At 64.3% G+C, this 13767-nt stretch carries 11 protein-coding genes; all 11 read right to left on the bottom strand.

Translation table 11 applies throughout. The features are described 5' to 3' along the window. Positions 1-244: 244 nt before the first annotated feature. Positions 245-2614 (bottom strand): trimethylamine N-oxide demethylase, encoded by a 2370-nt coding sequence (locus NL532_RS27015; RefSeq protein ID WP_023828009.1) that lies wholly within the window; start codon positions 2612-2614, stop codon positions 245-247. Positions 2615-2968: 354 nt separating this feature from the next. Further along, positions 2969-3586: a sarcosine oxidase subunit gamma gene (locus tag NL532_RS27010; protein ID WP_023754049.1), complete on the bottom strand. Its 618-nt coding sequence runs from the start codon at positions 3584-3586 to the stop codon at positions 2969-2971. Further along, complete coding sequence (locus tag NL532_RS27005) at positions 3579-6572, bottom strand: sarcosine oxidase subunit alpha (protein ID WP_031202560.1); 2994 nt, start codon at positions 6570-6572, stop codon at positions 3579-3581. Before NL532_RS27005 ends, NL532_RS27010 begins: the two co-directional genes overlap by 8 nt. 180 nt (positions 6573-6752) lie before the next feature. Continuing rightward, positions 6753-7028 (bottom strand): sarcosine oxidase subunit delta, encoded by a 276-nt coding sequence (locus tag NL532_RS27000; protein ID WP_023684437.1) that lies wholly within the window; start codon positions 7026-7028, stop codon positions 6753-6755. Positions 7029-7043: 15 nt separating this feature from the next. Further along, positions 7044-8297 carry a sarcosine oxidase subunit beta family protein gene (locus NL532_RS26995; protein WP_023752573.1) on the bottom strand — a complete coding sequence of 418 codons (1254 nt, stop codon included), beginning with the start codon at positions 8295-8297 and terminating at the stop codon, positions 7044-7046. Positions 8298-8333: 36 nt separating this feature from the next. After that, on the bottom strand, positions 8334-9641 hold the full coding sequence (gene glnT, locus NL532_RS26990) for a type III glutamate--ammonia ligase (protein ID WP_023696631.1): 1308 nt from the start codon (positions 9639-9641) through the stop codon (positions 8334-8336). A gap of 32 nt (positions 9642-9673) precedes the next feature. Beyond that, on the bottom strand, positions 9674-11002 hold the full coding sequence (locus tag NL532_RS26985; protein ID WP_023668552.1) for an FMN-binding glutamate synthase family protein: 1329 nt from the start codon (positions 11000-11002) through the stop codon (positions 9674-9676). A gap of 6 nt (positions 11003-11008) precedes the next feature. Next, positions 11009-11737: a GltB/FmdC/FwdC-like GXGXG domain-containing protein gene (locus NL532_RS26980; protein ID WP_023668551.1), complete on the bottom strand. Its 729-nt coding sequence runs from the start codon at positions 11735-11737 to the stop codon at positions 11009-11011. 4 nt (positions 11738-11741) lie between these two features. After that, positions 11742-12638 (bottom strand): class II glutamine amidotransferase, encoded by an 897-nt coding sequence (locus NL532_RS26975; protein ID WP_023668550.1) that lies wholly within the window; start codon positions 12636-12638, stop codon positions 11742-11744. A gap of 84 nt (positions 12639-12722) precedes the next feature. After that, positions 12723-13040: a hypothetical protein gene (locus NL532_RS26970; RefSeq protein WP_023668549.1), complete on the bottom strand. Its 318-nt coding sequence runs from the start codon at positions 13038-13040 to the stop codon at positions 12723-12725. Further along, positions 13037-13726 (bottom strand): hypothetical protein, encoded by a 690-nt coding sequence (locus NL532_RS26965; RefSeq protein ID WP_023754051.1) that lies wholly within the window; start codon positions 13724-13726, stop codon positions 13037-13039. Before NL532_RS26965 ends, NL532_RS26970 begins: the two co-directional genes overlap by 4 nt. Positions 13727-13767: the final 41 nt, after the last annotated feature.

The following is a 13767-nucleotide window of genomic DNA, read 5'->3' as shown; positions in this document are numbered from 1 at the left end:
CCCGGTACATGACCGCACGACTCCAGTGTTTCCACTCAGTCGTATTTTTTTCTTAACAGTGAAGATTGATCCGGCGCGCTTTCACGTCAAGTGATTTGTGGCGTCGTGCACATCACGGTTGCGAAACGCTCGCTTTGTCCTTCTCCCCTTGTGGGGTGAGAAGCGGTCCGCGGTAGCGGACGGAAAGCCAATTGCTTTCGAGCTTCGAACGCCCTGAGCCTGCGAAGGGCCGGGGGTGCAACCCTCAGGATCGCGGCCTGGTCTTTTGCGGATCGTAGTGGGCGAAGGCCACGACGCGCGCCGGCAGCCGCTTGGCCTGCCCGTCGAGTTTGCCGATCTCGACCTCTGTGCCAGTGGCCGCATGGGTGACGTCAAGCCTCGCCAGAGCGATGTTCTTGTTCAGCACCGGCGAGCGCATGCCCGAGGTGACGACGCCGGTCTGGGCGCGGCCGATATGGACACAGTCGCCATGGCCGACCGCGACATTGCTGTCGATGTCGAGGCCGACGAGCTTGTGCTGCGGATGTTCCTTGCGCCTTATCAGCGCCTCGCGGCCTATGAAATCGTCGGTCTTGGTCTTCAACGGCACGGTGAAACCAATGCCCGCCTCGAACGGGTCGGTCTGGTCGGAGAATTCGTAACCGGCGAAGATCAGCCCGGCTTCGATGCGCACCATGTCGAGTGCCTGCAGGCCCATCGGCTTCAACCCATGCGGCTGGCCGGCCTCCCAGATGGCATCGAACACTTTTTCGGCGTCGCGCGGATGGCACCAGATCTCGTAGCCGAGCTCGCCGGTATAACCGGTGCGCGACACCACGACCGGAATGCCATTGCCGCCGCCGATGCGCGCGACAGCGAAGCGGAACCATTCGAGTTCGTCGATCGACGGTTGCAGCGGCGAGGTCCAGACCACCTCTCGCAAAATGTCACGGCTCTTCGGCCCTTGGACAGCGACATTGTGCATCTGGTCGGTGGACGAGCGCACCAGCACGTTGAGGCCGAGTTTTCTGGCGGTGTCGCGCAGCCATTCGCCGGACAGGTCATCGCCGCCGACCCAGCGGAAATTGTCCTTGCCGAGCCGCAGCAGCGTCCCGTCGTCGATCATTCCGCCATGCTCGTAGCACATGGCGGAATAGACGACCTGGCCGACGCCGAGCTTCTTGACGTCGCGGGTCAGCGTGTATTGCAGCAGCGCTTCGGAATCGGGACCGGTGACCTCGAACTTGCGCAGCGGCGACAGGTCCATGATCACCGCGTCCTGCCGGCAGGCCCAGTACTCGGCGATCGGCCCCTCTTTGGCGAAAGAATTGGCCAGCCAATAACCCCGGTATTCCACGAAGTTGCGGGTGTGCTTGGCGAAGCTGGAATGGAAGGCGGTCTCGCGGGTCATTTTCGGTTCCGAATCGGGCGTCATGCGTCTGGCGATCGCTCGCGAGAATTTGTGTTGGCCGGAATAGGTTCGCACATGGATGTCGGTCGGGTTCCAGCCATTGGCCGGTGTCGTGTCGTCGGGACAGGCGGAGGAGACGCAGACAATGTCGGTGAGCGCCCTGAGCAGGACATAGTCACCCGCCCGCGACCACGGCTCGTCCGACACCATCACGCCATGGGCGTCGATCTCCGTGTTGAAGAAGAAGTTGATCGCCATCCAGCCGGCGCGGGGCGTCACGCCCTTGTCGGCCAGCGCGCGATTGAAGTTCTCCGAGCAGTTGGTGTGGCCGGGATAGCCGATGTCATCGTAATATTTGGCGGCACACGCCAGCGCGAATGCGTCGTGTCGCCCGCATGTGTCCTGGATAACCTCGACCAGCGGCTCCATGTCCTGGTCGTAATATTTCGAATGCAGGCCCGGCATCGGGTAGCTCGACCCCATCAGCGTGCGCGTGGTCGTTACGTCGAGCGGATGGTCCAGCCCCTTGTCCAGCTTGCGCGCCGAGAAGCACTGGAAATCGGTGCACTGGCGGCCGTCGACATCGATGATCTGCAGGTAGTCGCCCGCCTTGACGAAATAGGATTCGGCTGTCGCCGAATGGACGCGCAGATCGAGCACCGGATCGGCAAGCGGATCGGCCAGCTGCGACTTTGTCTTCAGGCGCACGGTGGCGCGGCGCACCATGACGGTGAGCGGCGTTGCCGTATCATGGCTGTCGACGAGCATCGGCCCGCCGGGTGCGGCAATCAGCATCGCGCCGTCGCGCCTGACCGTGAATGCCTGCTCGGTGCCGGCAGGCGTTGCGCCGCCGAACACACGCACCGCCTTGGGCTCGTCGAGCTGCACCTGGCGGCGCTCAAGGCCACGACGGACGGAAGCCAGGCTGTCATCGCCCTCGGCCAGAAGCGCCTTGATCCCGGCGGCATTGCTGTTGGACTTTTCGCCGAGGATGGAAGGATCGGTGGCGCCGGTCCTGTCCCAGGCCAGCAACTCGCAAGCCTGCCCGCCCTCGACATTGCGCACGGTGAACGTATCGCCGGCCTCGACCTCGATCAGCACCGCGCCATTGCCCTGGATCGTATACCGCTCCATGCCCGGCGGCAGCGCGATCTGTCCGGGCCTCACGACGAGGCTCGGCCGCGGCGGCCCAGCTGTCACTGAAGGGTAGGGCGACTGGCTCATCTCAGCCTTGCGGTTAGAGAAACATGTTTGCCTGTGTGTAAAATTATTTTAGCAGCAAGAATAGCAGCGCGGTTGGGTTTGGCAAGGTGGAGGTGGCGTTCTCGACGCGGTCGCTGCAGGTTAGACCCTTCCAATCAAACCCATCTTCCGAACGCCAGCGCCGCCCCTCATCTGGCTGCCGCCATCTTCTCCTCGTAAACGGGGCGAAGGATGCTGTCGTCGCCGGTTTCGCCAATCGCCAGCGTTGCAGGACGAGCGCCGAGGCTGCGACCAGCTTCTTTCTCCCCGTCACTATACGGGGAGAAATGCCCGGCAGGGCAATGAGGGGCGGCGCCAACATCTGAAACTATCGAGCTAAAGCTCCTCGGAATGCCCGATAGCCACACCATACTCCGCAGCCGAATCCAACATCGTGTGCCACAGACTTTCGGCAAACGTCGCAAACACCAGGAGGTTGAACACCGCCTGCCCATCCGCCTGGTCACCACCACGCCAGAGCGTGACGCTGGTGTGATCCATCGAAGTCGCGGCAGCAGCGCCAACCGGAAACGCATCGGGATGCAAATCAATCGACAACAGTTTCGCCAGCATGGCGCGCGCCTTGGGGCCGCAGACGCTGATCAGCACGCGGGCATGCGATTGGTCGGATAGTGAGGCGGAAGATGCAAAGGTCTGAGCGAGCACCTCAGTCCTGCCACCCTTCGACAGGACAAAAAACTGATCCGGTCCCGACCAGATCAGCGTCGCATCCGCGGTGCCAACCGCCTTCGGCGTTTCCGGAGCCGCGACGCCGAAACGAGCGTTCGCGGCCTCGGCCAAATCACCCGCCTTGCCGCGCCGTGCCATCACCTGGACGAGGTCGAAATTGCGGATCTCGGTCAACGACACACCGGCATCGCCTTGCACGCCGTAAGCGCCAGGAGCGAGCGCGCGCTCGAGCGGGCTACGAACATCCCAGGAAAAATCAGCCACGCTGGCGCCCTCCATCGGGATCGTAGAAGACGGGGTTGCAGAGCTCGACATCATAGTCTTCACCGCGCAGCGGATCATGCGCATGGACGATCTCGCCGATGCGTTCGCGGCCGCGCTCGACAAGGCCGAGACCGATCCACTGGTCGAGCGTCGGCGAGAAGCAGACCGAGGTGACGTAGCCTTGGTCGTTATCAGGCCCGGGCGTCTGGCCCTTCGGGATGATGTGCGCGCCGGAGCGCAGGCGGCGCGCCTTGTCGATCGGCTTGATGCCGACCACGACCTGCCGGTCCGGCGCCACCAGCGCCTCGCGGCCGGCCATGACGCGACCGATGAAATCCTTCTTGGTCGACATCATCTTGCCGAGGCCGAGATCGGCGGCGGTCGTCGTGCCGCTCAGTTCCGGTCCGGCGACATGGCCCTTTTCAACGCGCATGACGCCGAGGGCTTCTGTGCCATACGGCGTCACGCCGAACGGTTTTCCCGCCAGCATCAAATTGCGTGCCATCGCTTCACCGTAACGCGCCGGCACCGAAATCTCGAACGCCATCTCGCCGGAGAAGGAGATGCGGAACAGCCGCACCTTGATGCCGCCGCGCAAAGCGACTTCGCGCACGCCCATGAATGGAAAACCTTCGTTCGAAAGGTCCTCGGCAGGGTCGACGATTTCCTTCAACAGGTCTCGCGTCCTTGGCCCGGCAATCGAGAATTGCGCCCACTGGTCGGAGACTGAGGTCAGTTGCACGTCGAGTTCGGGGAATAGCACCTGCCGGCAGAATTCGAGATGCTGCATCACTAGCCCGGCCTTCGCCGTGGTCGTGGTGAGGAAATAATGGTCATCGGCCAGCCGCGAGGTCGTGCCGTCGTCATAGACGAGGCCGTCCTCGCGCAGCATCAGCCCGTAGCGGGCTTTTCCCACGGCAAGGTTTGAGAAGGTGTTGATGTAGACGCGGTCGAGGAAGGCGCCGGCATCGGGGCCGTGCACATCGATCTTGCCCAGCGTCGAGACATCGCAGAAGCCGACGCCCGAGCGCACCGCCTTGACCTCGCGGGTGACCGATTCCAGCCAGTCCTTCTCGCCCGCGCGCGGATACCATTGCGCGCGCTTCCACAGGCCGGTGTCGACAAAGATCGCGCCTTGTTCGGCCGCCCAGTGATGCGACGGCGTCAGCCGCGTCGCATGGAAATTTTCGTCGCGATGGTGGCCGGCAAAGGCGCCGATGGCGACCGGCACGTACGGCGGGCGATAGATGGTCGTGCCGGTCTCGGGAATGGATTTGCCCGACACCGCCGCCATGATGGCGAGGCCGGCGACATTGGACGTCTTGCCCTGGTCGGTCGCCATGCCGAGCGTGGTGTAGCGCTTCAGATGCTCGACCGATTCAAAACCCTCGCGCTGCGCCAGCTCGATGTCGGACGCGGTGACGTCATGCTGCTGGTCTACAAAGGCCTTGCCTTTGCCGGCGACGTGCCAGAGCGGGGTCAGTGAGAAGGACTCGTGGCCGGCAACAGCTGCAGAGCCCGGATTGCCATTGCGTCCCGCGTCCCGCGCCGCTGCGGCGCCGGCCTCGAAACCTGCGCGCAGGCAGGCGCCTAGCCCGAAGTCGCCGTTAGCCGCACCTGCGGCGACCATCCCGGGCGGCGCGCCGTCCGGCACGAAAGCTGAGATGTCGTCGCGCCATTTCGGCCGGCCGCGATGGTATGAGGTCAGCCCGACCGCCGGATTCCAGCCGCCGGAAACGGCAAGCCCGTCGGCCTCGACCTCGGCGCGCGCGCCGCCGGTCAGCGACACCGCTATTTTTCTTACGCCGTCCTTGCCGCCGTCGACGCCGCTGACCGAACCATGCAGCACGGTGAAGCCGTTCCTGGAAGCGAGAGAACGATGGGCAGGCGTGACGTCAGCCCGCGCGTCGACCACCGCCGCGATCTGCAGCCCGGCGCCGAGTGCCGTCTCGACCGTGCGCCAGCCATCCTCATTGTTGGTGAACAGCGCGATCCGCTTTGCCGGCGTCGCCGCATAACGTGTGACGTAGGTGCGGATGGCGGACGCCATCATCACGCCGGGCGTGTCATTGCCGGCAAAGACGATGGGACGCTCAATCGCGCCGGCGGCGACGACGCAGCGCTTGGCCACGATGCGCCACAGGCGCTGGCGCACCTGATGCTCGGGCGGCACCGGCAGATGATCGTTGACCCGCTCGATCGCGCCATAGGTACCGCCGTCATAGACGCCGAACAGGGTCGTGCGGGTCATGATGCGGACATCCGGCATCGAGCTGAGCTCGGCCAGTGTGCGCGACAGCCACTCCGCGGCCGGCAGACCGTCGATCGTGCCGCCATCCGACAACAGACGGCCGCCGGGCGCAAAATCTTCTTCGCACAGGATGACGCGCGCACCGCTGCGGCCTGCAGCGAGTGCGGCGGCGAGACCGGCCGGACCGGAGCCGGCGATCACCACATCGCAATGCGCCCAGGCCTTGTCGTAGTGATCCGGATCGGGGGTGACCGCCGCGCGACCCAGACCCGCGGCGCGTCGGATCGCCGGCTCGTAGACCATTTCCCAGAATTTTGCGGGCCACATGAAGGTTTTGTAGTAGAAGCCGGCGACGAAGATCGGTGCGAACAGCTGGTTCACCGACATCACATCGTGGCGCAGCGACGGCCAGCGGTTCTGGCTGGCCGCTTCGAGGCCTTCATAGAGTTCGGCCGTCGTGGCCTTGGTGTTGGCCTCGCGCCGTGCGCCGGTGCGCAGTTCGACCAGCGCGTTGGGTTCTTCCGAGCCCGCAGTCAGAATGCCGCGCGGACGATGGTATTTGAACGAGCGGCCGACCAGCTTGACGCCATTGGCGACCAGCGCCGACGCCAGCGTGTCGCCCTGGAAGCCGGAAAATGTCGTGCCGTCGAAGCGGAAGGTGAGGGGGGTGGAACGGTCGATGAGACCGCCGGATGAGAGACGATGAGAGGTCACGATGTCCAGCCTCTGATCCATATGGTGTCATGGCGAAGGATGGCGCCGCCCCTTACCCTCCCCGTTGTGGGGAGGGTCGCTGCGCAGCAGCGGGGTGGGGGTGCGGCACCGACCCCCACCCGGACCTGCGGTCCGACCTCCCCACAAGGGGAGGTAGGGGGCTGGCGCTTTTCGCGACGGCTGTGGTCTCGACAGAATAGCTCATGTCTCCACCTGGCTCGCACCAGCCCCCGCCGCCGGTTCCACCGCCGAAATCTCGTGCGTCAGCGTGTTGCGGGTGACCTTCAGCCAGGCCCGGCAGCCACCGCCGTGATACCAGTTCTCCGCCATCACGCCGGCGATGTTGTCGCGCAGATAGACATAGTCGTAGACGGCATCTTCGCCGGCATCCGCCGCCGGCCGTACAGGCTTGGCATCGCCGAGATAGCTGAACTCGCCGAGTTCGCGTTCGCCGCAGAAAGGACAGGTGATACGCATCTTGTTCCGGCCGCCTCAATGCAGGTTCGGTTGGGCGCCTTGGCCCTTTTCGTCGATCATGGCGCCGCGCTGGAAGCGGTCGAGCCGAAACAGCGCCGCCTCCTTGTGCGTTTCGTCACGCGCCAGAAGATGGGCAAAGACGAAGCCGGAACCGGGCGTCGCCTTGAAGCCGCCATAACACCAGCCGGCGTTGAGGTAGAGCCCGTCGACCGGTGTCTTGTCGATGATCGGCGAGCCATCCATCGACATGTCCATGATGCCGCCCCACTGGCGCAGAAGCCGCACGCGGCCGATCATCGGGATCAGCGCCATGCCGCCTTCGCAGACATCTTCCATGACAGGCAAATTGCCGCGCTGGGCGTAGGAATTGTAGCCATCGATGTCGCCGCCGAAGACCAGCCCGCCCTTGTCGGACTGGCTGACATAGAAATGCCCGGCGCCGAAGGTCATGACGCCGGGGATGAGCGGCTTGATCGCCTCCGAGACGAAAGCCTGCAGCACATGGCTTTCGATCGGCAGGCGCAGGCCCGCCATCGCGGCGACGCGCGAGGAGGACCCGGCGACCGCCATGCCGACCTTGCCGGCGCCAATTTTTCCACGCGACGTCTCGACGCCAGTCACCTTGCCGTTGCCGTCCCGGACAAAGCCGGTGACCTCGCAGTTCTGGATGATGTCGACGCCGAGTTCGCTCGCCGCATGGGCATAGCCCCAGACCACCGCGTCATGCCGCGCGGTGCCGCCGCGGCGCTGCAGGAGGCCGCCCTGCACGGGAAAGCGCGCATGGTCGAAATTCAGGAACGGCAGCATCTTCTTCAGCGCCGCCTGGTCGAGCAGTTCGGCATCGATGCCATTGATGCGCATGGTGTTGCCGCGCCGCGCATAAGCGTCGCGCTGCGCGTCGGAATGATAGAGGTTGAGGACGCCGCGCTGGCTGACCATGGCGTTATAGTTGAGGTCCTGCTCCATCCGCTCCCAAAGCTTCATCGAAAGCTCGTAGAAGCCGGTATTGCCGGGCAGGCCGTAATTGGAACGGATGATGGTGGTGTTGCGGCCGGCATTGCCGGAGCCGATCCAGCCCTTTTCCAGCACGGCGACGTTTCTGATGCCGAACTCGCTGGCGAGGAACCAGGCGGTGGCGAGCCCATGGCCGCCGCCGCCGATGATCACCACATCGTAGTGGTCCTTGGGCGCCGCATCGCGCCAGGTGCGCTGCCAATTCTTGTGGCCGGAAAGGGCAGCACGGGCGAGCGAGAAGATCGAATATTTCATCAGGTCATTCCGAGGTCGCTCGCACAGCTGGGACGATTATATGTCCAGCGTGTGGTCGCGCTCCCATTGCGTGAAGTGCGAAGCATAGGAATTCCATTCCTGGTGCTTCAGCTTTAGATAAGCCGACGAGAATTCCTCACCCAGCGCCGCCTTGAGCGATTTGTCCTTGTCGTATTCGCGAAGCGCGTCGAGCAGATTGAGCGGCAGCTTCGGCGCGCCTTTCACCGTGTGGCCGTTCTGGTACATGTCGATGTCGTAGCGCTTGCCGGGATCGGCCTTGGAGCGGATGCCGTCGAGACCAGCGGCAATGATGACGGCCTGCAGCAGATAAGGGTTTGCGGCGCCATCCGGCAGCCGCAGCTCGAAGCGGCCGGGGCCGGGCACGCGCACCATGTGGGTGCGGTTGTTTCCGGTCCAGGTCACCGTGTTCGGCGCCCAGGTGGCGCCCGAAATGGTGCGCGGCGCGTTGATGCGTTTGTAGGAGTTCACCGTCGGGTTGGTGATGGCGGCCAGCGCCGAGGCATGTTTCATGATGCCGCCGAGGAAATTCTTGCCCTTGGCCGACAGGCCGAGCTCCATCGCATTATCGGCAAAGACGTTGACCTTGCCGGCCTTGTCCCACACCGAAATATGGGCGTGGCAGCCATTGCCGGTCAGGCCCTGGAAGGGCTTTGGCATGAAGGTCGCGCGCAGGCCGTGTTTCTCGGCCACCGACTTGACCATGAACTTGAAGAAGGAGTGCTTGTCGGCGGTGGCGAGCACATCGTCGAAGGCCCAGTTCATCTCGAACTGGCCGTTGGCGTCCTCATGGTCGTTCTGGTAGGGGCTCCAGCCCAGCGCCAGCATGTGGTCGCAGATCTCGGCGATGACATCGTAGCGGCGCATCACTGCTTGCTGGTCGTAGCAGGGTTTTGAAGCCGTGTCGTATTTGTCGGAGATGACGCTGCCGTCCGGCGAGATCAGGAAGAACTCAGCCTCGACGCCGGTCTTGACATGCATGCCGTCAGTGGCGGCTTCCGCGATCAGCCGGCGCAGCGTGTTGCGTGGCGCCTGCTCGACTTCCTTGTCGTCCATGATGCAGTTGGCGGCGACCCAGGCGACATCGCGCTTCCACGGCAGCTGGATCACCGAATCCGGATCCGGCACCGCCAGCATATCAGGATGCGCCGGCGTCAGGTCGAGCCAAGTGGCGAAACCGGCGAAGCCGGCGCCGTCCTTCTGCATGTCGGCGATCGCCTGCGCCGGCACCAGCTTGGCGCGCTGGCCGCCGAACAGGTCGGTGTAGGAAATCATGAAATATTTGACGCCGTTCTCTTTGGCGAATGCGGCGAGATCGTTCCCCATTATAGCTCCTCGCTTATTTTGATGTGATTTTGTTAGAAGCCGTTTTTCCCCGGTATCCAGTTGGTGCCGGCCAGCGGCACGCCTGCCATGGCGGCGGCTTCGATGGTGAGGGCTACGAGATCCTCGGGCTCGAGATTGTGCAGGCTGTTCTTGCCGCAGGCACGCGCAATGGTCTGCGCCTCCAGCGTCATCACCTTGAGGTAGTTCGCCAGCCGCCGTCCCGCGGCGACCGGATCAACCCGCTTCATCAGTTCGGGGTCCTGCGTGGTGATGCCCGCGGGGTCGCGGCCCTCGTGCCAGTCGTCATAGGCGCCGGCGGTGGTGCCGAGTGCATTGTACTCCGCTTCCCAGCGCGGATCATTGTCGCCGAGTGCGACCAGCGCTGCCGTGCCGATCGACACCGCGTCCACGCCGAGCGCCAGCGCCTTGGCGACGTCGGCGCCGTTGCGAATGCCTCCGGAGACGATCAGCTGCACCTTACGGTGCATGCCGAGATCCTGCAGCGCCTGCACCGCCGGCCTGATGCAGGCAAGCGTCGGCTGGCCGACATTTTCGATGAATACTTCCTGGGTGGCCGCCGTGCCGCCCTGCATGCCGTCGACGACGACGACATCGGCGCCGGCCTTCACCGCAAGTGCTGTGTCGTAATAGGGGCGGGCGCCGCCGACCTTGACGTAGATCGGCTTTTCCCAGTCGGTGATCTCGCGCAGCTCGAGGATCTTGATCTCGAGATCGTCCGGCCCGGTCCAGTCGGGATGGCGTGAGGCCGAGCGCTGGTCGATGCCCTTCGGCAGCGTGCGCATTTCGGCGACGCGGTCGGAAATCTTTTGTCCCAACAGCATGCCGCCGCCGCCGGGCTTGGCGCCCTGGCCGACAACGACTTCGATGGCGTCGGCACGGCGCAAATCCCTGGGGTTCATGCCGTAGCGTGACGGCAGGTACTGGTAGACCAGTTGCTTGGAATGGCCGCGCTCTTCCTCGGTCATGCCGCCGTCGCCCGTGGTGGTCGACGTGCCTGAGAGCGTAGCGCCACGGCCGAGCGCTTCCTTGGCCGGGCCGGACAGCGACCCGAAGCTCATGCCGGCAACGGTGATCGGGATTTTCAGCTCGATCGGCTTCTTGGCATAGCGCGAGCCCAGCACGACCGACGTGTCGCACCGCTCGCGATAGCCTTCCAGCGGATAGCGCGAGATCGAGGCGCCGAGGAACAAAAGGTCGTCGAAATGCGGCAGCTTGCGCTTGGCCCCGGCGCCCCTGATGTCATAGATGCCGGTCGCCGCGGCGCGGCGGATTTCGGAAAGCGTGTAGTCGTCGAAGGTCGCGGATTTGCGCGGCGTCGTCGGCGGGTTCTTGTAGGTCATGCTGCCTCAATACGCGTCGGCGTTGTCGATATTGAAATTGTAGAGCGTGCGCGCCGAGCCGTAGCGCTTGAATTCCGACGGCTTGACGCCGGTGACGCCGGCGCGGTCGAGCAGTCCCTGCAGCAGTTCGATATGCTCGGGCCGCATCTCCTTGGCGATGCAGTCGGCGCCCAGGCTTTCGACCTTGCCGCGCACGAACAGCCGCGCTTCGTAGATGGAATCGCCAAGTGCGTCGCCGGCATCGCCCAGCACCACCAGATTGCCGGACTGCGCCATGAAGGCCGACATGTGGCCGATATTGCCGTGCACGACGATGTCGATGCCCTTCATCGAGATGCCGCAGCGCGACGAGGCGTTGCCCTCGATGACGAGCAGCCCGCCCTTGCCGGTGGCGCCGGCATACTGGCTGGCGTCGCCCTTGATGACGATCGAGCCCGACATCATGTTTTCGCCGACGCCAGGTCCGGCCGAGCCGTGCACGGTGATGGCAGCGCCGTCATTCATCCCGGCGCAGTAGTAGCCGACGCTGCCGCGCACATCGATGCTGACAGGCTGGTCGACGCCGACCGCAACCGAATGGCTGCCCTTCGGGTGCAGCACTTCCCACGCCGTTTCGTTGGAGCCGGGCGTCAGATTGTGAAGCGCCTGGTTGAGCTCGCGCAGCGACGACACATCAAGATCGAAGACCCGGGACGCCTGGTCTTGCGCCGCCTTCGAAAGTTTGGTTGCCGGCATGGGCTCAATGCTCCCAGAAATAGACGGTTGCGGGTTCCGGCTCCCAGACCCTCGCATTGTCTATGCCGGGCAGCTTGGTCAGCGCCCGATATTCCGAGCCAAAGGCGACATACTGGTCGGTCTCGGCCATGACGGCGGGCTTGCAGGCGATCGGATCGCGCACCACGCCGAAACCGTTCTTGGTGCCGACGACGAAGGTGAAGAAGCCGTCGAGGTCGGACAGCGTGCCTTCCAGCGCCTCGCCGAGGTTCTTGCCATGCGCCATCTGCGAGGAGAGATAGGCGGCGGCGACCTCGGTGTCGTTCTCGGTCTCGAATTTCATGCCCTCCCGCACCAGCTCACGCCGCACATTGTTGTGGTTGGACAGCGAGCCATTGTGCACCAGGCACTGGTCGGCGCCGGTCGAGAACGGATGCGCGCCCATAGTGGTGACGGCCGATTCCGTCGCCATGCGGGTATGGCCGATGCCATGCGTGCCGGTCATCGAGCGGACGTCGAAGCGGTCGACGACCGCTTCCGGCAGACCGACTTCCTTGTAGATTTCCACCGCTTCGCCGGCGCCCATGATGCGCACGTCGGGGCGGATTGACTGCAGCGCTTCGCGCGCGGCATCGACCTTGTCGGGCGCGGTTCTCAACACTGCATGGGTGGACTTCACCGCTATGCTCACCGGCGCGCCGATGGCCTTCGCGAGTTCGGCGTCGAGGCCGCGGAAATCGCGCTCGGGCTTCGCGGACTGGATGGTGATCTTGGCTTCATTCCTGGAAGGCGCGCCATAGATGGCAATGCCGGCGCTGTCGGGGCCGCGATCGCTGAGCGATATCAGCATCTGCGACAGCATCGAGCCGAGCTGCGGCTCAAGCGACTTGTCTTTCAGAAAAAGTCCGACGATTCCACACATGTCAGCCTCCCGACGTTACCACTAGACGATGATGTATCGAATGCGTCGTGCGAATTCAATCGTATGAAAAAAATATTCCTGTAGTTACGTATCCGGCTCGATGCGGCCTTGTGAACTATCGCCGCCGTCGCGGGCGCTGTGAATCCATGTGGCGGTGCGGATGCGGGCTATTCTGTAGGCATCGAGGATCGACAGCGCATAGATCAGGAAGCCGCCGGCGTGGCGGCCGACGAAGCTGGCATCGGCCGGCGCGATCTTGGCCGTCACCCAGGCGAGGATCACCATGAAGAACAGGAACTGCAGGCCGCGCACGGGCACGCCCAGAATGACGTGGCCGCTGGCCGGTAAGACGATGGCAGCGCCGAGCACCAGATACGGGTTTGTCGGTGCGGGTGCGCTCATGCGACCTGCCTTTCCTGTCGGTTGATGGCATCGCGCAGCACTGAGGCCGAGGTCAGCAGTCTCTCGACCAGCGTTGGATCCAGCCTTGCGCCGCCGAATGCGGCCTGCCGGAACACGCCGTAGCGCGCCCGCTCGGCCTCGGCCAGCAGCCAGACGATGCGCACGCCGTCCGGGGTGATCAAGAGTTCCTTGGCGCGGCCTTCGGCAAAGATGTCGAGATGGCTGGCGATCAGGTTCTGCGGAAAGCGCGCCGCCCTGAGGTCGGTTCGCAGCACGGCTTCAGCCGGAAATCCCGGAGCCTTCGGCAGCGTATGCTGAAGATGATCGAAATTGGAGAAGGTCGTCGGCGAGCCCGGCCGCATCATCATGTCGAAGGTCGCCGGCACCGCAACCGGCTCTGTGATCGTGACACTCAACCATCGCGCCGGCAGCTTTCGCGTTGCCAGCGTGTCGACGATGGTGCGCAGCTGCACGCGCTGTCCGTTCCATGTGCCGGCCCAGGTGACAACGCCGGCTGTGCCATCGGAGACATCAACGGCATCTGTGATGACGGTCCGGATGCTGGCTGCCTCGGCTGCAAGATCAGCCTTGGCCTTTTTGCGGCTGGCGCGCGTATGCCAGGCGAGGTGCAGGACGAGAGCCACGGCGACCGCCCCGGCCAGCAATGCTGTCGTCACGTCAGACACCTCGTCACGCCATGCCCGCCCAGACCGGCAGGCCCTCTCCT

The sequence above is a fragment of the Mesorhizobium sp. C120A genome (assembly GCF_030323105.1).
Classification (GTDB): domain Bacteria; phylum Pseudomonadota; class Alphaproteobacteria; order Rhizobiales; family Rhizobiaceae; genus Mesorhizobium.
This window is presented reverse-complemented; position numbering and strand designations above follow the sequence as displayed.

Excerpts from the sequence above, each read along its gene's own strand:
- NL532_RS27015 (WP_023828009.1), bottom strand. The coding sequence starts at position 2,614 with ATGAGCCAGTCGCCCTACCCTTCAGTGACAGCTGGGCCGCCGCGGCCG.
- NL532_RS26980 (WP_023668551.1), bottom strand. The coding sequence starts at position 11,737 with ATGCCGGCAACCAAACTTTCGAAGGCGGCGCAAGACCAGGCGTCCCGG.
- NL532_RS26975 (WP_023668550.1), bottom strand. The coding sequence starts at position 12,638 with ATGTGTGGAATCGTCGGACTTTTTCTGAAAGACAAGTCGCTTGAGCCG.
- NL532_RS26985 (WP_023668552.1), bottom strand. The coding sequence starts at position 11,002 with ATGACCTACAAGAACCCGCCGACGACGCCGCGCAAATCCGCGACCTTC.
- NL532_RS27005 (WP_031202560.1), bottom strand. The coding sequence starts at position 6,572 with ATGGATCAGAGGCTGGACATCGTGACCTCTCATCGTCTCTCATCCGGC.
- glnT (WP_023696631.1), bottom strand. The coding sequence starts at position 9,641 with ATGGGGAACGATCTCGCCGCATTCGCCAAAGAGAACGGCGTCAAATAT.
- NL532_RS26995 (WP_023752573.1), bottom strand. The coding sequence starts at position 8,297 with ATGAAATATTCGATCTTCTCGCTCGCCCGTGCTGCCCTTTCCGGCCAC.
- NL532_RS27000 (WP_023684437.1), bottom strand. The coding sequence starts at position 7,028 with ATGCGTATCACCTGTCCTTTCTGCGGCGAACGCGAACTCGGCGAGTTC.
- NL532_RS26970 (WP_023668549.1), bottom strand. The coding sequence starts at position 13,040 with ATGAGCGCACCCGCACCGACAAACCCGTATCTGGTGCTCGGCGCTGCC.